This is a genomic window from Enterococcus sp. DIV1089c, from assembly GCF_050530965.1.
Lineage (GTDB): Bacteria > Bacillota > Bacilli > Lactobacillales > Enterococcaceae > Enterococcus_B > Enterococcus_B hirae.
In genome coordinates, this window is record NZ_CP172888.1 from 695,277 (window position 1) to 717,857 (window position 22,581).

General features: G+C 38.3%; 20 protein-coding genes and 1 other annotated feature. Of the genes, 17 read left to right on the top strand and 3 right to left on the bottom strand.

What is annotated here, in order from left to right; genetic code table 11:
• Positions 1 to 2 precede the first annotated feature (2 nt).
• From ftsL to ileS, 14 genes are all read left to right on the top strand, one after another.
• The gene (gene ftsL / locus IGL30_RS03315) at positions 3 to 398 is read left to right on the top strand and encodes a cell division protein FtsL (protein WP_123875024.1); all 396 of its coding nucleotides are present in this window, start codon (positions 3 to 5) and stop codon (positions 396 to 398) included.
• A complete protein-coding gene (locus IGL30_RS03320) occupies positions 399 to 2,591 on the top strand; it encodes a penicillin-binding transpeptidase domain-containing protein (protein ID WP_010719781.1) in 2,193 nt (730 codons plus the stop codon).
• A 26-nt stretch (positions 2,592 to 2,617) separates the two neighbouring features.
• The gene (gene mraY, locus IGL30_RS03325) at positions 2,618 to 3,580 is read left to right on the top strand and encodes a phospho-N-acetylmuramoyl-pentapeptide-transferase (RefSeq protein ID WP_010719780.1); all 963 of its coding nucleotides are present in this window, start codon (positions 2,618 to 2,620) and stop codon (positions 3,578 to 3,580) included.
• 13 nt (positions 3,581 to 3,593) lie between these two features.
• Complete coding sequence (gene murD / locus IGL30_RS03330; protein WP_123875025.1) at positions 3,594 to 4,964, top strand: UDP-N-acetylmuramoyl-L-alanine--D-glutamate ligase; 1,371 nt, start codon at positions 3,594 to 3,596, stop codon at positions 4,962 to 4,964.
• 16 nt (positions 4,965 to 4,980) lie between these two features.
• Positions 4,981 to 6,063, top strand: a complete 1,083-nt coding sequence (murG, locus tag IGL30_RS03335) for an undecaprenyldiphospho-muramoylpentapeptide beta-N-acetylglucosaminyltransferase (RefSeq protein WP_010719778.1) — start codon at positions 4,981 to 4,983, stop codon at positions 6,061 to 6,063.
• A gap of 16 nt (positions 6,064 to 6,079) precedes the next feature.
• Positions 6,080 to 7,327 carry a cell division protein FtsQ/DivIB gene (locus IGL30_RS03340; RefSeq protein ID WP_123875026.1) on the top strand — a complete coding sequence of 416 codons (1,248 nt, stop codon included), beginning with the start codon at positions 6,080 to 6,082 and terminating at the stop codon, positions 7,325 to 7,327.
• A 153-nt stretch (positions 7,328 to 7,480) separates the two neighbouring features.
• Positions 7,481 to 8,809, top strand: coding sequence for a cell division protein FtsA (ftsA, locus tag IGL30_RS03345; protein WP_010719776.1), 1,329 nt, complete (start codon positions 7,481 to 7,483; stop codon positions 8,807 to 8,809).
• Between the two features lie 22 nt (positions 8,810 to 8,831).
• Positions 8,832 to 10,076 (top strand): cell division protein FtsZ, encoded by a 1,245-nt coding sequence (ftsZ, locus tag IGL30_RS03350; protein ID WP_088745122.1) that lies wholly within the window; start codon positions 8,832 to 8,834, stop codon positions 10,074 to 10,076.
• A gap of 14 nt (positions 10,077 to 10,090) precedes the next feature.
• Positions 10,091 to 10,777, top strand: coding sequence for a YggS family pyridoxal phosphate-dependent enzyme (locus tag IGL30_RS03355; RefSeq protein WP_010719774.1), 687 nt, complete (start codon positions 10,091 to 10,093; stop codon positions 10,775 to 10,777).
• Positions 10,777 to 11,373, top strand: a complete 597-nt coding sequence (locus IGL30_RS03360) for a cell division protein SepF (protein ID WP_010719773.1) — start codon at positions 10,777 to 10,779, stop codon at positions 11,371 to 11,373. Before IGL30_RS03355 ends, IGL30_RS03360 begins: the two co-directional genes overlap by 1 nt.
• 29 nt (positions 11,374 to 11,402) lie before the next feature.
• Positions 11,403 to 11,672: a YggT family protein gene (locus tag IGL30_RS03365; RefSeq protein WP_034686156.1), complete on the top strand. Its 270-nt coding sequence runs from the start codon at positions 11,403 to 11,405 to the stop codon at positions 11,670 to 11,672.
• A 35-nt stretch (positions 11,673 to 11,707) separates the two neighbouring features.
• Entirely contained in the window at positions 11,708 to 12,490 is a 783-nt protein-coding gene (locus IGL30_RS03370) for an RNA-binding protein (protein WP_010738197.1), read from the top strand.
• 20 nt (positions 12,491 to 12,510) lie between these two features.
• Complete coding sequence (locus IGL30_RS03375) at positions 12,511 to 13,215, top strand: DivIVA domain-containing protein (protein WP_010719771.1); 705 nt, start codon at positions 12,511 to 12,513, stop codon at positions 13,213 to 13,215.
• Positions 13,199 to 13,416: a binding site (T-box leader), on the top strand. (Overlaps the previous gene by 17 nt.)
• 57 nt (positions 13,417 to 13,473) lie before the next feature.
• Positions 13,474 to 16,266, top strand: a complete 2,793-nt coding sequence (gene ileS, locus IGL30_RS03380; protein ID WP_088745121.1) for an isoleucine--tRNA ligase — start codon at positions 13,474 to 13,476, stop codon at positions 16,264 to 16,266.
• 219 nt (positions 16,267 to 16,485) lie between these two features.
• Here the strand turns inward: ileS and zwf are convergent, their stop codons facing one another.
• The 3 genes from zwf to IGL30_RS03395 all read right to left on the bottom strand — a co-directional run bounded on the left by zwf (position 16,486) and on the right by IGL30_RS03395 (position 19,317).
• Positions 16,486 to 18,015 carry a glucose-6-phosphate dehydrogenase gene (zwf, locus tag IGL30_RS03385; RefSeq protein ID WP_010719769.1) on the bottom strand — a complete coding sequence of 510 codons (1,530 nt, stop codon included), beginning with the start codon at positions 18,013 to 18,015 and terminating at the stop codon, positions 16,486 to 16,488.
• A gap of 14 nt (positions 18,016 to 18,029) precedes the next feature.
• Positions 18,030 to 18,677 (bottom strand): metal-dependent transcriptional regulator, encoded by a 648-nt coding sequence (locus tag IGL30_RS03390; RefSeq protein ID WP_010719768.1) that lies wholly within the window; start codon positions 18,675 to 18,677, stop codon positions 18,030 to 18,032.
• Positions 18,678 to 18,924: 247 nt separating this feature from the next.
• On the bottom strand, positions 18,925 to 19,317 hold the full coding sequence (locus IGL30_RS03395) for a DUF4828 domain-containing protein (RefSeq protein WP_010738194.1): 393 nt from the start codon (positions 19,315 to 19,317) through the stop codon (positions 18,925 to 18,927).
• Positions 19,318 to 19,478: 161 nt separating this feature from the next.
• Between IGL30_RS03395 and sfsA the strand changes: the two genes are divergently transcribed.
• From sfsA to IGL30_RS03410, 3 genes are read left to right on the top strand one after another with little or no spacing between them, the layout of a single operon-like run.
• Positions 19,479 to 20,207: a DNA/RNA nuclease SfsA gene (sfsA, locus tag IGL30_RS03400; protein WP_010719767.1), complete on the top strand. Its 729-nt coding sequence runs from the start codon at positions 19,479 to 19,481 to the stop codon at positions 20,205 to 20,207.
• 16 nt (positions 20,208 to 20,223) lie between these two features.
• A complete protein-coding gene (locus tag IGL30_RS03405) occupies positions 20,224 to 21,237 on the top strand; it encodes a Gfo/Idh/MocA family protein (protein WP_088745119.1) in 1,014 nt (337 codons plus the stop codon).
• A 1-nt stretch (position 21,238) separates the two neighbouring features.
• Complete coding sequence (locus IGL30_RS03410; RefSeq protein ID WP_088745118.1) at positions 21,239 to 22,528, top strand: DEAD/DEAH box helicase; 1,290 nt, start codon at positions 21,239 to 21,241, stop codon at positions 22,526 to 22,528.
• Positions 22,529 to 22,581: the final 53 nt, after the last annotated feature.

The window sequence follows — 22,581 nt, forward strand, 5'->3', positions numbered from 1 at the left end:
TAATGGCAGAATTAAAAAAAGTCCAAGAATATCCATATGATTTACCAGAAGTGGTTGATCAACCAGAACAACAATTGCCAGATTCAAATCAAGAAATCATACGCCCTCAATCACCGGCTAAACGCCTAAAACATATTTCTGTTTTAGAAAAATTAGCAGTAGTAAGTATTATTTTTTCAGTGATCGCACTATGTGTCTTAACAGTCATGTTACGAACAAATATTAGTGGTGTCGAAAAAGCAATCACAACGATTCAAACAGAGATCACTCAAAAAAACCAAGAAAAAACTAGTTTAGTACAGGAAAAAAATGAATTATCACGTACTGAACGAATCAAAAAAATCGCAGAAGAAAAAGGGTTGTCAATCAATGACGACAATTTAAGGAAAGTGAAGTAAATGAGTCTTAAAAATAAATTCCGGCGGTTTATGGAAAAGAAAAATCTAAATCCGACGAACAATCGCAAAAAAGTAGGTATCATTTTATTTGCTACGAGTATTGGATTGTTCTTTTTATTTGCCGTTCGTTTTTCTTATATCGTGATCGGTGGTCACGTGGCAGGAACCTCTTTGGCAGAAAAGACCGAACAACTTTACAAAGGGAGCGAGGTCGTAAAAGCAAAACGAGGAACGATCTATGATCGGAATGGGGTCGCTTTGGCAGAAGATGCCACTTCTTACTCAATCAAAGCAATCCTTTCAAAAACTTATACTTCTGGTGACAAAAAATTGTATGCCGAAGAAAAGAACTTTGACAAAATCGCCGAGATACTAAATAAAAATCTCTCTATAGAAAAGAACGATGCCTTACAAATCTTAAAAGATGGCGCCAAAAATAATCTATATCAAGTTGAATTTGGTTCTTATGGAAAAAATATCAGTCAAGAGACCAAACAGAATATAGAAGACGATATGAAGAAAGCAGGAGTAGTCGGTCTGTATTTTGAAGATCATCCCGCACGGATGTATCCTAACGGTGAATTTGCTTCCCACTTTATCGGCTATGCTGTTCCAGATAAAAATGAAAATGGCTTAGTTGGAAAGCTCGGACTAGAAGCTGCTTATAATGATATTTTAAGTGGTAAAAATGGGAAGATCGTTTACCAAAAAGACAACTACCAAAATCCTCTACCAGGAACAGTGGCAGAAGAAGTGAAAGCAGTTGACGGACAAGATATCTATACGACGTTGGATAGTCGTTTACAAAGTTACCTTGAAACGCTTATGGATCAAGTGAATGAAGAATACCAACCAGAAGAATTAACAGCCATGTTGATGAAAGCTAAAACTGGAGAAATTCTAGCAATGGGTCAACGACCTACTTTTAATCCTGAAACGATGGAAGGCTTAACCGGCAAGGATGCTGTTTGGCGTAATTTCTTAGTGCAAGATAGCTATGAGCCTGGTTCAACTATGAAAGTCTTCACGACTGCAGCAGCGATCCAAGAAGGGAAATTCAATGAGAATGAAACGTACCAATCTGGGAAAATAAAAGTTGCTGACGCGACGATCAACGACCACGATTTTGGAGCAAAAGGAGTTCTTACGATGCGACAAGCGTTATCTTGGTCAAGTAATGTTGGGATGGTAATGCTGGAACAACGAATGGGCGGTACTTGGTACAACTACCTACAAAAATTAGGCTTTGGTCAAAGTACTCATTCAGGTCTAGATGATGAAGTAAATGGTGCTTTGCCAACAGAAAATATCGTTGACCGCGCAATGAGTTCTTATGGGCAAGCGATTGGTGTTACAAATTTCCAAATGATGAAAGCTTTCACTTCCGTCGCAAATAATGGAACGATGATCCAACCACGCTACATCAGTAAAGTTGTAGATCCTGCAACGAATGAAGAGCGTACAACGCAAACGGAAGTATTGGGGCAACCATTTTCAAAAGAAACGACCGAAAAAGTACGAGAATATATGCGTGACGTAGTTGAAAGCGAAAATTATGGTAGTGCATATGGGGTATATAGTGTGCCGGGTTATAATGTTTCAGCTAAAACTGGTACGGCACAGATTGCTTCTGATAAAGGTGGGTACCAAACTGGCGATACAGCATACTTATATTCCATCGTCGAAATGGTTCCATCTGAAGATCCTGAGTATGTTTTATACATTACGATGAAACATCCTAAGACTTACGATCGAATGGCTTTAGCTAAAATCGCTAATCCATTGATGAAACGTGCGATGGACTTCCAAGAAAGTGAAGAAGAAAATTCACCAGAAGCAAAAACAGAAAAAATCACTGTAGCAGATTACCGTAATCTAAGTGCTGACGTTGCCGCAGCAGATGCACAGAAAAGTGGATTGCAACCTATCGTTGTTGGTGATGGGAAAAAAGTGAAGAAACAATCTACTGCAAATGGTGATCAATTGATTTCTGGCGAAAAACTGATCTTGTATACAGGCGGAGAAAAGCTAATGCCTGATGTCACCGATTGGTCCAAAGCAGATATTATGAAGTTAGGGAAAATCTTAGGGGTTGAAGTCACCTTCCATGGCGATGGTTACTGTAAGGAGCAAAGTTTAGCACCCTATGAAAAAATCACTGATAAAAAATTAAGTTTTACATTAGAAGAATAAGAATAGAATTGGGAGAGAAAAAGAGTATGGAGTGGACACAAGCATTGATTCCTATCGTTAGTAGTTGTGCAATGACTATTGCAGCAATGCCACTATTTATTGGGTATTTTCAAATGAAAAAACAAGGGCAGGCGATTCGTGAAGAAGGACCAAAATGGCATAATGTAAAAGCCGGAACTCCAACGATGGGTGGATTGGTGTTTTTAGTTGCAGCAATATTAACCGGAATTTGGGTTGGCGCTTGGCAAAATCAGTTGACGCCTACTCTTTTCATCCTACTATTTGTTTTAGCTTTATATGGTGTGATCGGATTTTTAGATGATTTCATTAAAATCTTTAAAAAACGAAACATGGGGCTAAACTCTAAACAAAAACTGCTAGGGCAGATCATTGGCGGGATCATTTTTTATCTTGTCTATCGTTCAGAAGGCTATCCTGGTACGTTAAATTTCTTTGGAATAGAGTTGCCACTTGGACTATTCTATGGGGTATTTGCTATTTTCTGGCTTGTTGGTTTTTCAAACGCGGTTAATCTGACAGATGGGATTGACGGATTAGTTGCTGGACTAGGAACGATCTCTTTTGCAACGTACGGGATCATTGCTTGGCATCAACAACAATATGATGTCTTAGTTATTTGTTTAAGTGTGCTTGGTGGGTTACTTGGCTTTTTTGCTTATAATCGTAAACCAGCCAAAATATTCATGGGCGATGTTGGTTCTCTGGCATTAGGTGGATTATTGGCAGCAATTTCTATTATGCTAAACCAAGAGTGGACATTGTTATTAGTTGGTTTGATTTATGTTATGGAGACAGCAAGTGTGATGCTTCAAGTTACTTCTTTCAAATTAACAGGAAAACGTATCTTCAAAATGTCTCCTATCCATCATCATTTTGAAATGTGTGGTTGGTCGGAATGGAAGATCGACATCATTTTTTGGTTAGTAAGTATTGTAACTTCTTTAATAACACTATGGTTCATTTGGTAGGAGATGACAGGAAATGAAAAAAATTTCAACATATGAAAACAAAAAAGTCCTTGTTCTTGGATTAGCGAAAAGTGGATTTAGTGCGGCCAAACTGTTACATGAGTTGGGCGCACTTGTCACTGTTAATGACGGAAAGCCGTTTGATGAAAATCCAGAAGCACAAGAGTTGCTATCACTGGGAGTCAAAGTGATTGCTGGAAGCCATCCGATTGAATTATTGGATGAAGAATTTTCTTTGATGGTGAAAAATCCGGGGATTCCGTATAGTCATCCATTTGTTCAAAAAGCACAAGAACTGGGTATTCCGGTAATTACGGAAGTGGAATTAGCTTACGAGGTAGCGGAATGTCCGATTATTGGGATTACAGGAACAAATGGTAAAACAACAACAACAACTATGACAGGCTTGTTATTGAACGCTGGTGATTTGCCAGGAACAGCTCGCCTAGCCGGGAATATCGGTTATCCAGCTAGTAGTGTGGCGCAAGAAGCAACAGCTGACGATAAAATCGTTATGGAACTATCTAGTTTCCAATTGATGGGAATCACTGATTTTCGTCCCCATGTAGCAGTAGTAACCAATATTTATGAGGCTCATATCGATTACCACAAAACGAGAAAAGAATATGTAAAAGCAAAATGGCATTTACAACAGAATATGACAGAGAAAGATTATTTGATCTTGAATTGGAATCAAGAAGAGCTAAGAGAACTCAGTAAAAAGACTAAAGCAACGGTGTTACCTTTTGCCACAGAACAAAAACTACCTAAAGGTGCCTATTCTTTAGATGGCAGTATCTACTATAACCAAGAAAAAATCATGGATATTACAGAATTGGGTGTTCCTGGTTCACACAATGTTGAGAATGCACTAGCTGCCATCTCAGTTGCTAAATTATATGGTATCTCAAATGAAGCGATCAAAAATGCTTTACACCATTTCCATGGAGTACCGCATCGTACACAGTATGTGGGGGAATTTCAAGGAAGGAAGTTTTATAACGATTCAAAAGCCACTAATATTTTAGCTACTAAAATGGCATTAAGTGGTTTTCAGTTAGATCAATTAGTATTAATCGCTGGAGGTCTGGATCGGGGAAATTCATTTGATGAGTTGATACCAGCTTTAAAAGGCATCAAAGCGTTGATCACTTTTGGGGAAACTCAAAATAGATTAGCAGAGGCGGGTAAGAAAGCAGATATCCCTGTGATCAAGGCAGCTGAAAATGCAGAAGCCGCTGTACCGATCGCCCTTGAATTGAGTGAAGAGGGTGATTCGATCTTATTGTCACCAGCAAATGCAAGTTGGGATCAATACCCTAATTTTGAAATTAGAGGCGAACGGTTTATGGAAGCTGTCAATAAACTAACTATACAAAAGTAGAAACGAGCGAGAATGAATGAAAATTTTGGTTACTGGTGGCGGAACTGGCGGGCATATTTATCCAGCACTAGCCTTCGTCAATTATGTAAAAACAAAAGAGCCGAATACTGAGTTTATGTACGTTGGAGCGCAAAGAGGCTTAGAAAATAAGATTGTTCCTGAGACCGGAATGCCTTTTCGTACGCTAGAAATACAAGGATTTCAGCGAAAACTTTCGCTATATAATCTGAAGACTATCCAACTTTTTTTAAAAAGTATTCGAGAAGCAAAAAAAATTTTAAAAGAATTTAAACCAGATGTGGTGATTGGGACTGGAGGCTACGTGTCGGGTGCAGTAGTCTATGCGGCATCTAAGTTAGCGATTCCTACGATCATCCATGAACAAAATAGTGTGCCTGGCATCACCAATAAATTTTTAAGTCGCTATGTGGATCGAATCGCACTTTCTTTTGAAGATGCTGCTCCATTTTTTCCTGCAGAAAAATCGTCTTTGATCGGTAATCCTCGGGCGCAAGAAGTTGCGGATATGGATAAATCGAAAATTATAGCCACTTATGGTCTTGATCCAGAGAAAAAAACAGTCTTGATTTTTGGTGGTAGTCAAGGGGCTTTAAAAATCAATCAGGCAGTGACAGAATTTTTAATGTCGTTCGATCAGGAATACCAGGTTCTCTATGCCTCAGGCGAACGCTATTATAAAGATATCCAAACGAAAGTTCCTGCTTGTGCCAATGTCAGCATACAGCCTTATATCAATAAAATGGCAGAAGTAATGGCATCAAGCGATCTATTGGTTGGTAGAGCAGGTGCGACTTCGATTGCTGAATTAACAGCTTTAGGTTTGCCAGCTATTCTAATTCCAAGTCCTTATGTGACGAATGACCATCAGACAAAAAATGCAATGAGCTTAGTCAAAAACAATGCAGCGAAGATGATCAAAGATGACGAATTAGATGGACGTTCCCTAAAACAAGCGATTGAAGAGATCATGACTAATGATCAATTACAAAAACAAATGTCTTTAGCTTCTAAACAGCAAGGAATCCCAGACGCATCAGAAAGAATGTACGAGCTAGTAAAATCATTAATTCAAAAATAAAGGTGGTGTGGTCTTAGTGAGTAAGAAAAAAAAGCCAGACAAGCTGCCAAATGAATCTGAGGGTGAACAAAATCTAACTCCTTGGCAAAAGGCCAACCGGAAATATTTGGCAGAACACGAAAAAAAGGAAGAACAAAAAGAAGAGCAAAAAGAAGAAAAAAATGAAAATACAAATGAGCCGGCAGCATCCACTTCCGCTACTAAAGAAGCAGACTCAGCGGAAGGTGAGAAGCAAGAAGCAACCGCTTCTGATCCAATGAAAAAAGGAGACTCTGAGCCATTTGAAAAAATTGAACAACCAAAAATTGGTAGTCCTTATAATGGCTCTTTTTTAAATCGGCTACCGAATCTGAAAAATCAACGAAATAAAGTTCTTTATCGAAGACTGACTTTTATTATTTCAATCCTAACGATCCCACTGATTTTTTTGATTTATTATGTTTCCCCTTATAGTCGACTGCAAGGGATAACAGTTTCAGGGAACCAAATGATTACGAGTCAAACAGTCATTGCCGACTCTCATTTGGCAATTGATGGAAATGTTTGGAGTCAGTATTTCCATAAAAACCAATATCTTGATACATTGAAAAAAGAACAACCAAGAGTAGAGAGCGCACAATTGCATTTTAAGTCAATCAATACTTTTGAGTTGGCTATCAAAGAATACAAAGAGATTGCTTTAGTGATGAAGGACGGCGAATATTTTCCTGTAATCGAAAATGGGAAAGTCTTAAAGGAAAAAGTAGCAAATCCGACTAAGAATTTACCAATTCTAGAGAATTTCACAGATAACGCCAAAATTAGTCAATTGGTTAAAGAATATAATCAATTAACTTCAGAATTACAAAAAGCAATTTCAGAAATCAAATATACACCAAAAGAGAGCAATAAAAATTTGATCCAACTAAATATGAATGATGGGAACCAAGTGATCGTCAATATTCAAAATCTAGCCAGTCAAATGAAATATTATCCACAAGTCGCTAAAGAGATGAAAGAAAAGGGCGTCATTGATATGGAGGTAGGGATTTTCTCTTATCCTTACAGTGAAAGCAAGAAGGAGAATGGCGAAGCAACAGATCCATCTGTGCAGACAAGTTCTACCGAAAATCTCACAGGACAATCGGGAGCATCAAGTGATCAGTCAGACCAATCTTCGGAATCAGTTGAGTCAAATCAAGCAGGTCAGTCAGAGAATACAAGTGAATCTAGCCAAATCGATGACAATTCAAGTTCATCGTCTTCAGATTTAACCGAAAATTAATAAAACAGCTTTAAAAAGTGATAATCTACTTTCTAAAAACCGGTAATTTATGGTAGAATTGAAGGCAGTGAATATATCTATTAAAGTATATTTAAAAACGGACGTTAGTTGTTCGCTTGTATATGGAATAGTAAGTAGGAGGGAATCCCGTTCATGGCAAAAACAGGAATGTATGTAGGCCTTGATATTGGAACGACATCTGTCAAAGTTGTCGTGGCTGAATATATCGACAGCCAAATGAATATTATTGGAGTAGGAAACGCAAAATCAGAAGGGATTAACCGCGGCATTATCGTTGATATCGATAAAACGGTCCAAGCGATACAACGAGCAGTAAGACAAGCAGAAGAAAAAGCAGGGATACAGATCAAAGGGGTTAGTGTTGGTCTACCAGCAAACTTGCTTGAAGTGGAAAATTGCCAAGGAATGATTGCAGTAAACGGGGATTCGAAAGAAATCACCGATGAAGATGTCAGAAACGTGGCTTCAGCTGCCCTTGTTCGTTCAATTCCTCCTGAACGTCAAATCGTATCAATTTTGCCACAAGACTTTACCGTTGATGGATTCGAAGGAATCAAAGATCCTCGTGGAATGATCGGTGTCAGATTAGAAATGTATGGCTTGTTATTTACTGGGCCAAAGACGATTGTTCATAATATCCGTAAATGTGTAGAAAATGCAGGATTGGTTGTCAATGAATTAGTCATTACACCATTAGCTTTAACAGAAACAATCCTTTCAGATGGAGAAAAAGATTTTGGAACGATCGTGATTGATATGGGCGGTGGACAAACAACAACAGCTGTTATGCATGACAAACAATTGAAGTTCACTAGTCTAGATCAAGAAGGTGGCGAGTTCGTCACAAAAGATATCTCGATTGTGTTGAATACGTCATTCAATAATGCTGAAGCGTTAAAAATCAATTATGGGGATGCTTATCCAGAACGTACTTCTGCAAATGAAGAGTTTCCAGTAGATGTGATCGGTCAATCTGAACCTGTCAAAGTGGATGAACGCTATTTATCAGAAGTGATTTCAGCCCGTATGGAACAGATTTTCAATAAAGCCAAAGAAGCGTTAGACCAAATCGAAGCACTAGAGTTACCTGGTGGTATCGTACTAACTGGTGGTGCTGCAAGCCTTCCAGGTGTTGTTGATCTGGCACAAGAGATTTTTGGTGTGAATGTTAAGCTATATGTACCTAACCAAATGGGACTTCGTAATCCAGTCTTTACTAATGTAATCAGCATCGTGGATTACTCAGCTAACTTGAGTGAAGTCTATCAATTGGCTAAAATTGCTGTGACAGGTGAAACAGTGGTCGCGCATCACACAACTGTAGAACAAGAAGTGACATCATATGATAATGATAGCTATGATGTACCAGAAGAAACGGTCTACGACGAACCTGAACAAAAGAAATCAGACGAAGATGTAACAACTAAAATTAAAGGTTTCTTTTCAAAAATTTTTGATTAATTCATCCTGGGAGGAATAAAATATGGAATTCTCAATTGATAATAATATCAATGACGGCGCAGTAATCAAAGTCATCGGTGTCGGTGGCGGCGGTGGAAATGCTGTTAACCGTATGATTGAAGAAAATGTAAAAGGTGTTGAGTTCATCACTGCCAACACAGATGTCCAAGCATTGAAAAATTCAAAAGCTGAAACAGTTATCCAATTAGGACCTAAATATACACGCGGACTAGGTGCAGGCTCTCAACCAGAAGTTGGACAAAAAGCTGCCGAAGAAAGTGAACAAGCTTTACGCGAAGCCTTAGATGGCGCTGACATGATTTTCATTACTGCAGGTATGGGAGGCGGAACTGGTACAGGTGCTGCTCCAATCGTAGCAGGAATTGCTAAAGAACTTGGTGCTTTAACTGTCGGTGTCGTAACTCGACCATTCACTTTTGAAGGACCAAAACGTGGCAGATTTGCTGCTGAAGGTATCGCACGTTTGAAAGAAAATGTCGATACATTATTGATTATCTCAAACAACCGTCTTCTTGAAGTAGTTGACAAGAAAACACCAATGTTAGAAGCTTTCCGTGAAGCTGATAATGTATTACGTCAAGGGGTTCAAGGGATCTCAGATTTGATTACAGCCCCAGGTTACGTTAACCTTGACTTTGCTGATGTGAAAACTGTTATGGAAAACCAAGGAACAGCGTTAATGGGTATCGGTGTAGCAAGCGGTGAAGAACGTGTGATCGAAGCAACGAAGAAAGCTATTTCTTCTCCACTTCTTGAAACATCAATCGATGGAGCTGAGCAAGTCTTGCTTAACATCACTGGTGGATTAGACATGACTTTATTTGAAGCTCAAGATGCTTCAGATATCGTAGCAAATGCTGCTACAGGCGATGTTAACATCATTCTAGGTACATCAATCAATGAAGAAATGGGCGATGAAATCCGTGTAACGGTTATTGCAACGGGTATCGACGAATCAAAAAAGGAACGCAAGTCTAGTCGTCCGGCTAGACAAGCACAAATGCAATCATCTACTCAAAAAACAGTTTTAGATATGGATCAAGCAAAACCAATCTCTGCTGAAGAAGAAAATAGCAGTTTTGGTGACTGGGACATCAGACGTGAACAAAATGTCCGTCCTAGAGTTGAAGAAACGAATTTTGAACCTATCGAAAAAAAAGAATTTGATACATTCAATCGTGAAGAAACAAAAGCAAAAGGTGACGATGAATTAAGTACACCACCATTTTTCCGTCGTAAAAAATAAAGGAGGAAGAGCACATGATTGCTGACAACTTGCTAAAAATCGAGCAAGAGATTCAGGACTCGTGTGCTCTTGTTCATCGTGATCCGAAAGAAGTCACACTAGTCGCTGTCACCAAATCAGTGGATTCTGCTACGGCAGAAAAATTGATTGAACAGGGTGTAAAAAACTGCGCAGAAAACCGCGTAGATAAATTGTTACAAAAAAAACAAGATTTAGTTAATTATCCTGATGTAAAGTGGCATTTAATTGGTAATTTGCAGCGTAGAAAGGTAAAATTGATTATAAATGAAATTGATTGCTTTCACGCATTAGACAGTTTGAAATTAGCAGAAGAAATACAAAAAAGGGCAACAAAACCCCTCGATTGTTTTGTGGAAGTGAATGTATCTGGTGAAGCATCCAAACATGGTTTTTCGCCAGAAGAGCTGGTTCCTTTTATCGAATCTTTAGTTGCTTTGTCTAAAATAAAGGTTGTTGGTTTAATGACGATGGCACCTAAAGAGGCTTCTGCTAAACAAATTCGCAAAGTATTTGGAACGCTGAAAGAATTGCGTGATCTTGTTCATTCGAAAGGTTTTTCGCATGCACCATGTACGGAATTAAGCATGGGAATGAGTCAGGACTTTCAACTGGCAATCGAAGAAGGTGCCACATTCATCCGTGTAGGAACAGCGCTATTCAAAGACGAGGAGGAACAATAATGCCACTTTTAAATAGAGGTGCGATTGCTAATTTTTTCGGATTAGCTGATGAGGAAGAGTACGAGGAGTATCCTGAAACATCTAAGCCGGCTGTAGCACAGCCTACAACAAAAAAGAAACCAATACAGCCAACACAATCTCAAATGAGCCAGCCAAGAGCTGTCTCAAAGCCACGTGCGCAACAAACAACACGTCCTGTTGCTCGTGAAAGTGTAGCGGCAAATGAAACAAAAAAAGTGATTGAATTACATCAAACACCAGCTAAAAAAACACGTAAAGAAGAAACAGCAAAAACTTCTTTTACACCTAAAACAAATTTAGCTGGAAAAATTACGGTCATGGAACCACGAGCTTATTCTGAAGCAATGGCTATTGCCAAACGAATCATTGCTGGTGAAGCAACATTAGTAAATTTCCATTTAGTAGAAGAAAAACAAGCGAGAAGAATCGTTGATTTTTTAACTGGCACTGTTTATGCATTAGATGGTGACATTAAGCGAGTAGGTGACGAGATTTTTCTATGCACGCCAACTGGAATGGAAATCGATAGTTCAACAGCACAATCTTTTGCAGACGTGAACCTATTTGACCTATAAGAGGAGGAACGACAATTTATATTATTTTTATATTACTTAATCTGCTGGGACGAGCAGCCTACTTTTACAGTCTTTTGTTAATGGTTTATGCACTTTTATCCTGGTTTCCAGGAGGATATCAATCAGGGATTGGTCGCTTTTTAGCAAAAATCTGTGAACCGTATATCCAGTTATTTGATCGGCTTCCACTTCGATTTGGTGGAATTGATTTTACGATTCTAGCTGCGATCTTGATTTTAAACTTAGCAGTACAAGGTCTTCAACATATCGTTTTATGGATAGTCATGGCAATTTATTAAAACGATCAAAGGAGTAGCTGATAGGAGGGGAAAATATGGATGCTAATGTTTATCAGCATTTCCGTGCAGATGAACGTTCTTTCATCGATTCAGTAGGTGATTGGATCGAACAGGTACAAGGGCAATATGCACCTTATCTTACTGACTTTCTTGATCCAAGACAATCCTATATACTAGAGACGCTGATCCGTCAAGATAGTGAATTACACTTTTCATTTTATGGCGGTTATGAGCAAGCAGAACGGAAGCGATGTTTGATTTTTCCTGACTATTATGAGCCTACTGACGAAGATTTTGAGGTGTCACTTTATGAAATCCATTATCCGAGTAAGTTTGCTAGTTTGACTCATGGAAAAGTATTAGGTACATTGGTTGGTACAGGTATCAAACGAGCTTACTTTGGTGATATCATTTCTGATGGTGATCGCTGGCAAGTGTTCATTGCAAGAGAAGTTGAACAGTTTGTAGCAACGCAAGTAACAAAAATCGGCAAAGTCTCTGTTCGGATGGAGCCAATCAAGTATACGGAATTACTTGTGCCAAAAGATGGTTGGACACAAGAAAGAGGTACAGTGACTTCATTGAGACTAGACAGCGTGATCTCGGAGATTTATAATATTTCCAGACAGCGTTCGAAGCAGCTGATTGAGTCTGGAAAAGTAAAAGTAAATTGGACAGAAAATACACGCCCTGATTTTTTACTTGAGTTATTAGATATCGTTTCGATCAGAGGATTTGGTCGAATCCAAATTCAAGAACTTGAAGGAAAAACCAAAAAAGAAAAATACAGGGTATTATTTGGTGTATTACGTAAATAAAACAAAAAGGTGGTTTACACATGGCTTTAACTCCATTAGATATCCAAAACAAAACATTCCCCACAAAAATGCGGGGATACAATCAAGACGAAGTAGATGATTTCTTAGATTTAGTTGTTCGTGACTATGAAGAAATCACGCAACGAAACCGTGAACTTGAAAAAGCAGTGAAACATTCAGAAGAAAAATTAGAATATTTCAATGAACTAAAAGATGCATTGAATCAGTCAATCATCGTTGCTCAAGACACAGCGGATAAAGTTAAAACAAGTGCAAGTAAAGAGTCCGAAGTAATCGTGACATCTGCTCAAAACAAAGCGGATGAATTAGTGGCTACGGCTGAAAAACGTGCGCACCAATTAACGACAGATGCGGAAGAAAAAGCAAGACAAATCCTAACAGATGCAACTGAAAAAGCAAAACAGCTAGCAGTTGAAACAGAAGACTTAAAGAAAAAAACACGAGTTTTCCACCAACGAATCAGCTTGATGTTAGAATCTCAATTAGAACAAGTAAAAAGTCCAGAATGGGATGAAATTTTACAACCTTTCTCAAGCTATGTGTCAGATAGTCATGAAGTGATCAAAGAAGTTTTAGCAAAACAACTTGACAATGAAAATCAAACTGATGTAAACTCAGACACAGGCATCATGGAAGCACCAATGACTGCATTTGATACACAGGCGATCGATATTTCGATCATTCCTGGTGATGACGAAGAGTAGAACAGAAAAGCATTTTGTCATTCTTTTCAGCGAGCCGATGATAGTGGAAGTTCGGCAAGACCCTGCAAAGTGAAAGATCCTCTACGAAAATTGTTTCTGAAATAGGAGTAAGAAACAACGGTTGACCTCGTTATTGGTTTTTAAGAGTTACATGATCATGTAACTGAATTTGGGTGGTACCACGGCATGTTCGTCCCTTTGGATGAACATGCTTTTTTGTGTTCTTTAAAATGATGAAAGAAGGAGCGTAACTGGTTTATGAAAATGAAAGAAACCTTACAACTAGGTAAAACAAAATTCCCAATGCGTGGTAATTTGCCTAATCGTGAAGCGGATTGGCAAAAAGAATGGGAAGAAAATAAAATTTATCAAAAAAGACAAGAATTAAATGAAGGAAAGCCAAGTTTCATCTTACATGATGGACCTCCTTATGCAAATGGAAATATCCATTTAGGACATTCATTAAATAAAATCAGTAAAGATATCATTATCCGTTCAAAATCAATGTCAGGATTTCGTGCACCTTATGTTCCAGGTTGGGATACTCACGGTTTACCGATTGAACAAGTATTAGCTAATAAAGGGATCAAACGAAAAGAAATGACAATGTCAGAGTACTTAGAAAAATGTCGTGAATATGCCCTTTCACAAGTCGACAAACAACGAGAAGATTTCAAACGACTAGGAGTGGCAGGCGATTGGGAGCATCCATATGTCACTTTGGATCCTTCTTACGAAGCGGCACAAATCCGTGTTTTCGGTAAAATGGCTGAAAAAGGCTATATCTATAAAGGATTGAAACCAATCTATTGGTCTCCGTCAAGTGAATCTTCACTTGCTGAAGCAGAAATCGAATATAAAGATGTGAAGTCTCCTTCTATCTTTGTGGCTTTCAATGTGAAAGATGGCAAAGGGTTGTTAGATGAAGATACAGCTTTCGTTATTTGGACAACTACGCCATGGACATTACCAGCAAACCAAGGGATTGCAGTAAATCCAACTTATACGTACGTTTTAATCGAAGCAGATGGACGTAAATTTGTCGTTGCAAAAGATTTATTAGAAAAAGTTCAAACTGAAATCGGTTGGTCTGATGTTCAGGTGTTGAAAGAGATTGCTGGTCAGGAAATGGAATACATGACTGCTTGGCATCCGTTTTATGAGCGGGAATCATTAGTCATCTTAGGTGACCATGTAACTTTAGACGCTGGTACTGGATTAGTTCATACAGCACCAGGTCACGGGGAAGATGACTATATTGCAGGAAACAGATATAAATTGCCAGTAGTTTCTCCAGTAGATTCAAAAGGGGTTTATACAGAAGAAGCACCAGGATTTGAAGGGGTCTTTTACGACAAAGCGAATCCAATGATTACTGATTTGTTAGAAGAAAAAGGTGCTTTATTAAAACTTGACTTCTTTACACATAGTTATCCTCATGACTGGCGTACGAAAAAACCTGTGATTTATCGTGCTACACCACAATGGTTTGCCTCAATCGACGATTTCCGACAAAATATTTTAGAGGAAGTAGAGAAAGTAGATTGGATCATTCCTTGGGGCAAAACACGTCTTTACAATATGATCCGTGATCGTGGCGACTGGGTTATTTCACGTCAACGAGCATGGGGTGTGCCATTACCAATCTTTTATGCTGAAAATGGAGAAGCAATCATTACGCCTGAAACGATTGAACACGTAGCACAACTATTTGCTGAACATGGCTCAATCATTTGGTTTGAGAAAGAAGCGAAAGATCTTCTTCCAGAAGGCTTTACGCATCCAGGATCACCGAATGGAGAGTTTACGAAAGAAACAGACATCATGGATGTTTGGTTTGATTCAGGTTCTTCTCACGAAGCAGTCTTACGTCAACGTCCAGAACTATCTTTCCCAGCTGATATGTATCTAGAAGGTTCTGATCAATACCGAGGCTGGTTCAATTCAAGTATTACCACAAGTGTGGCAATCAATGGGGTTGCACCGTATAAATCTGTCCTTTCTCAAGGGTTCACTTTAGATGGTGAAGGGCGTAAGATGAGTAAGTCGCTAGGTAACACGATCTTACCAGACAAAGTGATCAAACAATTTGGTGCGGATATCTTACGTTTGTGGGTAGCAAGTGTAGATTATGAAGCAGATGTACGTGTATCCATGGACATTTTAAGTCAAGTAGCAGAAGTTTACCGCAAAATCAGAAATACGATGCGCTTCTTGATTGCAAATACTGAAGACTTCGATCCACAAAAAGATACGATTTCATTTGAAGAATTACGTTCTGTAGATAAATATATGACTATCCGATTGAACGAAGTGATTAAAGAAATTCGTGAAGAAGGATATGAGAAATATAACTTCATGCACATCTATCGTACCGTAATGAACTTTTTAACAGTAGATCTATCTGCGTTCTATCTGGATTTTGCTAAAGATGTTGTTTATATCGAATCAGAAAATGATTACCAACGCCGTTGCATGCAAACTGTGTTTTATCAAACAGCAGTAGCTTTAACAAAATTATTAACACCGATTATTCCACATACTGCAGAAGAAATTTGGTCTTTCTTAAAAGAAGAAGAAGAGTTTGTTCAATTAAGTGAACTTCCAGGTTACCAAGAGTATCCAAATCAAGAAGAATTGATGGATACTTGGGCAGCATTTATGGACTTCCGTGATAAAGTGTTAAAAGCTTTAGAAGAAGCACGAAACAATAAATTGATCGGTAAATCTTTGGAAGCGAAGTTGACGATCTATCCAAATGAACAAGTTCGTGGATTGCTGACAGCTGTGGATGCGGATATTCCACAATTGTTGATCGTGTCACCAGATTACTATGAAGTGATGTCAGCTAACTCAGAAGTACCAGAAGCTGCGGTGAAATTTGATGACGTAGCCATTTTAGTAGAAAAAGCTGACGGACAAACATGCGATCGTTGTCGTCAAATCCGCAAAGACGTAGGCGTTGATGAAAAATTACCACACTTATGTGGACGCTGTGCGCACATCGTTGAAGAAAACTATCCAGAAGCAGTGGCAGAAGGATTTGAATAAAAATTTGGTCATGTTTGGTGACTAAAGGAAAGTTATCTAAAAAACATCAAAGTTAGTAAGAGTTACTAGCTTTGATGTTTTTTGTTTTAATAGAGTGATTTCATTATCCATATAGAGCCGAGAGGAGCCAAAAAGTCTGGGATATTAATCAGAACATAACTGATTAATATCCCAGACTCTTAATGTTAGTAAATTTTTACTTTTAAACGTTACACACAGCTAGTCTTCTAGCTTTCCACGATCACGGTACCAGCCATCTGGTTGCCAGATCCATTCAAACCCATCTTTTTCCAGCAATTCAAATGCAGCTTCTGGTCCCATTGTTCCAGCTTTATAATTAGGGAAGTCAGGTTCCACTTGATCCCAAGCTTTACGAATGACATCGACGATATGCCAAGATTGAGCAACTTCTTCCCAATGTGAAAAGTTTGTACCATCACCTTTTAAAGCATCTAAAAGTAGCTTCTCATAAGCTTCAGGACTGTTTTCAACCATTTCAGCGCTATTGCGGTACTCTAATCTTCTAAATTCAGTGTTAAACCCTTGTCCAACCTCTTTTCCATTTAATGTTAAAGAGAAACCTTCCGTTGGTTGGATATAAATCGTTAAAACATTTGGTGGTAATGTTCTATCTTCACAAGGTTCATCTTCGACCGAAGTTTTAAAAACATTGACTGGGACTTGTTTAAAGACGATATTGATCCGAGTTCCTTTTTCTGTCAAACGTTTCCCAGTGCGCACATAAAAGGGAACACCTGACCAGCGGAAATTGTCAATGACAAACTTCCCAGCTACAAAAGTTTCGGTAGTAGATTCAGGATCTACTTTATCTTCTTCACGATAGCCTTTAAATGTATTACCATCTAACTCACCAGGTGCATATTGCCCACGGATAAAGTTTTTTAATGCTTCAGATTTTTCATAGATTCGCACAGCTTTCAGTGCCTTGATTTTTTCTGCACGAATTTCTTTTTCAGAAAAGGCGACAGGAGGTTCCATCGCTAAAAGTGCTAGTACTTGTAGAATGTGGTTTTGGACCATATCTTTTAAAGCACCACTGTGATCATAGTAGCCACCACGATCTTCAACACCTAAAGCTTCACCAAATGTAATCTGAATATTATCGATATAGCGATTGTTCCATTGTGATTCAAAAATGTTATTAGCAAAACGAATTGCTGAGATATTTTGGATCATTTCTTTACCTAAATAATGATCAATCCTAAAGATATCTTGTTCAGGAAAGACTTGACGGATCTTTTCATTCAGCTCGAATGCAGATTGATAATCTGAACCAAATGGTTTTTCGATGATCAAGCGATTATAACCATTTTCAGTAACGATATGTTGCGATTTAAGATGAGAAACGATCGTACCGAAAAATTCTGGAGACATGGCTAAATAATAGATGCGATTGCCAGCTAATTGGTAGGTTTCATCTAAGCGGTCAGCTAGGTCTTTTAAAGTATTGTAGTGGGTAGAATCATTTACATCATGTGATTGATAGTAGAAATGACTAGCAAATTCTTTTGCTTCTTCTTCAGTCGGATTCAAGGACTGGATCGTCGAAGCGACCACTTCACGATAATGTTCATCGCTCCAAGGTCTACGAGCAGTACCGATTACTGCAAAATGTTTTCCTAGATTTCCTTTTTTATAAAGGCGGAACAAGGAAGGATACAATTTGCGTTGTGCTAAATCACCTGTACCACCAAAGATTGTAAATAAGACATTTTTTTCATTAGCCATATGGGTGTACTCCTTTATAATTTGTCGACAAAAATCGTACTGGCTGCTTTAAAGCTGACAGGGATTTTCTTTTGTTGATTTTGGATTGTGATCGGTCCTTCATAAGCGGCAACATCTACAATCTCGTATTCTTCATCAATGTTTAAGTCAATCGTCACAAGATAGTCCAATAGTTCTTTTTCATCCAACACTCGAGCGATGCGAACTTTAGAACCAACTGGATAAGACTCTAATGTTTGTCTACGTTCTTCATGAACCACTTGTTCTTTTTTAGGAATAATTCCACCATGTGGACAGTGCATAGGATGATTCAAATAGTCTTCTAAATGGTCAGCAAGTTGTTCTGAAGTCACATGTTCCAACACTTCAGCATCATCATGGACTTCGTTCCAGCTATAATCTAAATGTTCGACTAAAAAAACTTCCCATAAACGATGTTTGCGAATCAAACTACTTGCCTTTTGTAAGCCAGTCTCCGTAAGTTGAACTCCTTGATAAGGAGAATGCTCAACGAGTTGTTCTTTCACAAGTTTGGAAATCATTTCGCTAACAGAAGCTGGAGACACAGCAAGACTGGAAACGATTTGTTTATTATTTACTTTTGTCGTGTCTCCGCCTAATTCCAAAATGATTTTCAAGTAATCTTCTCGATTTGGTGTCATGTTTAATCATCCTTTCATGGTATGAAACCATCATTAGTAAGTTTATCAAAAAAAACATCAAATGACTATTTTTCTAGACAAAAAACGTAAAATAAACGAAGAAATACAGAAAGGTAAATCAATGATGAAGGGAATGAAAAGAGTTTGGGATATAGGACTTGCTCTAAAAGTCGTTCAAGAAGTGGCTCTATCAAAAATAAGTCGAAGAATTCCAAAAACAGGAGGAGATTTTTGGAAATTCTTCGACTTATTTCTCAGAGTTAGCCGCTCTTGTCACACCCTCTTTTGAGGAACTATTTTGTTTTGTCAACGTATAAGAAGTATCGGATGATTCATCATAAAAGGTCGTATCACTGTATGATAGAATCAAATAAAAACCATATTGATCTCGCAAGACGAGTTGCTGTGGAGTTAGTTCGACCAATTCCGTTACTAAGGAGTGACCGTTGATAGATAAATCAAACGTTTCTGTGACCAGTAGTTGTTGTTTTTGTTGATTTTTATCTATAAAGGTCCAGGTTCCATGATATTGCGTTGGATCAAAGTCTTTGGTGGTTGGCTGTTTCTTTTTCAGAAAGAATTTTCCAAATAAAATAGCAAAAAATGCTAGGATTCCATAAAGTGTTTTTTTACGTATCATACGATTGTCACTCCTAACCTCTTTTAATTCCAACGATCATTTTCTGTCAGTTTCATTGTACCTAAAAAAAATAAAGATTTCTCTAGGACTTTCGACTGGTTTTTCAAGAGTTTTTTGTGAAATTATGGTAGGATACATAGTAGGAAGAAAGGTGACCGTTTTTGAAGTACCAGCAAGTAGAAATCGCTTTTTTTATTGAACGACCGAATCGTTTCATCGCTCATTGCTTGAACCAACAAGGAGAAGTGATTGTAGCCCATGTGAAAAACACTGGAAGAGGTAAAGAAGTCCTGCTCCCAGGAGCGAAAGTAGCGGTTGCATATACACCTAGTTTAAAACGGAAAACAGATTATGATTTAATTGCTGTGAAAAAAGGGGATAACTGGTTCAATATCGATAGTCAACTTCCCAACCGTTTGGCATTAGAAGGAATTTTATCTGGAACAATCCAGTTGCCATCGTTGATCGGAAAAATCGTTAAGTTCAAGCGTGAAGTCCGCTATCGACAGTCCATATTTGATATTTATTTAGAAACAGATTCAGGACAAAAAGTGTTCGTCGAAGTAAAGGGAATGACTTTAGAAAATAAAGGAATTGGGGCGTTTCCTGATGCGCCAACGTTACGAGGTTTAAAACATGTGAAAGAATTAGTGGAAGCGCGACAGGAAGGCTATGAAACTTACGTGTTGTTTATCGCACAGTTTGAACACCTTCATCTGGCAACAATCAACGAAGCAATGCAACCGGAGTTAGCCAATATCATACGCTACGGACAGTTAAACGGCGTGAATGTTTTAGCCTATAATTGTCAGGTAACAGCGGATTGTGTCAATTTGAAACAAGCCATACCATTTGATGTAGAGGCATCGTTTGAAGACCCGAATAAATAGAAAGAAGGTAAATGAAATGATCAATTTAGGAATTATTGGTACCAACTGGATCACCCATCAATTTGTGCAAGCAGCATTAAGCACGAAACAATATGAATTAACAGCAGTTTATTCGAGACATTTAGAAAAAGCACAAGAATTTGGCGCCAAGTATGAGGGAGATATTGCCTATGCGACAGATTTAGAAACTTTTTTTGGTCTGGAACATCTTGATACGGTATACATTGCTTCGCCTAACAGCCTGCATTTTCAACAAGCAAAACAAGGCATTTTAGCAGGGAAAAATGTCATTGTTGAAAAACCGGCATTTAGTACGCCTAAAGAAATGGACGAAATCATTCATCTAGCGAATGAGAAAAATGTTTATTTTTTTGAAGCTGCACGAAACATCCATGAAGCAGGATTCAAAAAAATTGCTGACTATCTTCCATTGAAAGATGAGATCCTCGGTGCCAACTTTAGTTATATGAAATATTCTTCTCGTTACGATCAAGTACTAGCAGGAGAAGTACCAAATATTTTCTCTACCCGTTTTTCTGGTGGTGCGCTGATGGATCTGGGCGTTTATCTCGTTTATGCTACGATAGGATGGTTTGGGATGCCTTCAGAAGTTCATTATTTTCCACGGAAAATCTCAACTGGTGTTGATGGACTGGGTTGGGGGATCTTGCGTTATGAGACATTTGATGTCACGATTCAACCTGGTAAAATCGGTGATTCTTACTTACCTTCAGAAATCTACTTTAATTCAGGAACATTAGTCATGAACGGGGTCAATGCGATTGAAAAAGCAGAGTTCCATGATCGAGAACATCAGGAAATTGATGCATTAGCAATTACCGTAGCCGAAAATCCCATGGCAGAAGAGGCAGCTGATTTTGCCAATGTAATCAATCATCCAAACGATCCAGCTTGGGGATTACGATATGAAGAATGGATCGAACTTGCTCGCAATGTGAACCAAGTAGTTTACGATCTTAGAATAAATGGGGGCATCAAATTTGATGCCGATAATGAGGACGATTTTTAAAATGAATGAATTTGTAAAAAACTTTCCACAAGCTTGGCAAAAAAAATGGCAGGAAAAGGGATTTCAAACACCCTCTCTGATCCAACAGGCTGCTTTTCAACCGCTTAAAGAAAAAGAATCAATTATTGGTATTTCACCAACCGGCTCAGGCAAAACATTAGCTTATCTTTTACCTTTGCTGCTGAATGTCCCTAAAGAGGGGGGAAGTACTTTACTAATCCTTGTTTCTTCACAAGAATTAGCAATTCAAGTCGCAGAAGTGGCTCGTGAGTGGTCAAAAGGATTGGCATTAAAAGTCCAATCACTTGTGGGCGGAGCTAACGTCAAAAGGCAGATTGAAGGTTTGAAAAAACGACCAGAAGTCTTAGTAGGGACTCCTGGACGGGTGCTGGAATTGATGAAGACCAAAAAATTAAAAGCTCATCAGTTGCAAACGATTGTTTTTGATGAAGCAGATCAATTGTTTGATGAAGGGAATCGTTCATTAGTGGAACAAATTTTGCGACAAGCCCCTGTGGACTATCAATTAGTATTCTTCTCAGCAACAGCTGATCGCTCAATCAGTAAAATTGAAGAAATCACAAAGGCTTCCATCCCAGTTGTTGATGTCACAAAAGACGATGACTCTAGAAAAGGTCAGCAACATTACTATTTAAGGATACCACCTCGTAAAAAAGAAGAGTATTTGAGACGGCTTGCTTATGTCACAGATTTTCATGGACTAGTCTTTTTCAACCAACTCAATGAATTAGGGACAATGGAAGAAAAATTACAATTTCGTGGTGTTTCAGTTGGCAGCTTAGCTTCCGATCAAAATAAATTGTTACGTAAAGCAGCACTTGATCAATTCAAGAATAAAAAAATCACGATGTTGTTCACGACTGACGTAGCAGCCAGAGGATTAGATATCGAACAATTACCTTATGTTGTGAATGCCGAAATTCCCTTAACGGAAGAAGCTTATCTGCATCGTTCAGGGCGAACCGGACGGATGGGGAAAGACGGAACCGTGATCACGTTTGTGCAAGATCATACAGTTAAAGAGTTGAAAAAATTAACACGTCATATGGCGATTGATATGGAAGAGATTTTTCTTCATGGTGGACAATTAGTCAAAGAATTGCCACAAAAAGAACTCTCACAAAAAGAAGAAGTCAATGACAAAAACACAAAAAAAACTGCTCCATTTGGTCCTTCGAAAAAAGAACAAGTTGAAAAAAATAGTACGCCAAAGAAAAAGCTTAAAAACAAACAAAAAAAGCAGAAAAATAAAGGAGCAAGGCGCAAATAAGCGCCTTTTTGTGTTATTATATTGAAAACGCAATCAGCGTTATTTGAGGATAG

What these genes read in the sequence shown, in the direction of transcription:
- ftsL (WP_123875024.1), top strand. Translation starts at nt 3, where the DNA reads ATGGCAGAATTAAAAAAAGTCCAAGAATATCCATATGATTTACCAGAA.
- IGL30_RS03320 (WP_010719781.1), top strand. Translation starts at nt 399, where the DNA reads ATGAGTCTTAAAAATAAATTCCGGCGGTTTATGGAAAAGAAAAATCTA.
- mraY (WP_010719780.1), top strand. Translation starts at nt 2,618, where the DNA reads ATGGAGTGGACACAAGCATTGATTCCTATCGTTAGTAGTTGTGCAATG.
- murD (WP_123875025.1), top strand. Translation starts at nt 3,594, where the DNA reads ATGAAAAAAATTTCAACATATGAAAACAAAAAAGTCCTTGTTCTTGGA.
- murG (WP_010719778.1), top strand. Translation starts at nt 4,981, where the DNA reads ATGAAAATTTTGGTTACTGGTGGCGGAACTGGCGGGCATATTTATCCA.
- ftsA (WP_010719776.1), top strand. Translation starts at nt 7,481, where the DNA reads ATGGCAAAAACAGGAATGTATGTAGGCCTTGATATTGGAACGACATCT.
- ftsZ (WP_088745122.1), top strand. Translation starts at nt 8,832, where the DNA reads ATGGAATTCTCAATTGATAATAATATCAATGACGGCGCAGTAATCAAA.
- IGL30_RS03355 (WP_010719774.1), top strand. Translation starts at nt 10,091, where the DNA reads ATGATTGCTGACAACTTGCTAAAAATCGAGCAAGAGATTCAGGACTCG.
- IGL30_RS03360 (WP_010719773.1), top strand. Translation starts at nt 10,777, where the DNA reads ATGCCACTTTTAAATAGAGGTGCGATTGCTAATTTTTTCGGATTAGCT.
- IGL30_RS03370 (WP_010738197.1), top strand. Translation starts at nt 11,708, where the DNA reads ATGGATGCTAATGTTTATCAGCATTTCCGTGCAGATGAACGTTCTTTC.
- IGL30_RS03375 (WP_010719771.1), top strand. Translation starts at nt 12,511, where the DNA reads ATGGCTTTAACTCCATTAGATATCCAAAACAAAACATTCCCCACAAAA.
- ileS (WP_088745121.1), top strand. Translation starts at nt 13,474, where the DNA reads ATGAAAATGAAAGAAACCTTACAACTAGGTAAAACAAAATTCCCAATG.
- zwf (WP_010719769.1), bottom strand. Translation starts at nt 18,015, where the DNA reads ATGGCTAATGAAAAAAATGTCTTATTTACAATCTTTGGTGGTACAGGT.
- IGL30_RS03390 (WP_010719768.1), bottom strand. Translation starts at nt 18,677, where the DNA reads ATGACACCAAATCGAGAAGATTACTTGAAAATCATTTTGGAATTAGGC.
- IGL30_RS03395 (WP_010738194.1), bottom strand. Translation starts at nt 19,317, where the DNA reads ATGATACGTAAAAAAACACTTTATGGAATCCTAGCATTTTTTGCTATT.
- IGL30_RS03405 (WP_088745119.1), top strand. Translation starts at nt 20,224, where the DNA reads ATGATCAATTTAGGAATTATTGGTACCAACTGGATCACCCATCAATTT.
- IGL30_RS03410 (WP_088745118.1), top strand. Translation starts at nt 21,239, where the DNA reads ATGAATGAATTTGTAAAAAACTTTCCACAAGCTTGGCAAAAAAAATGG.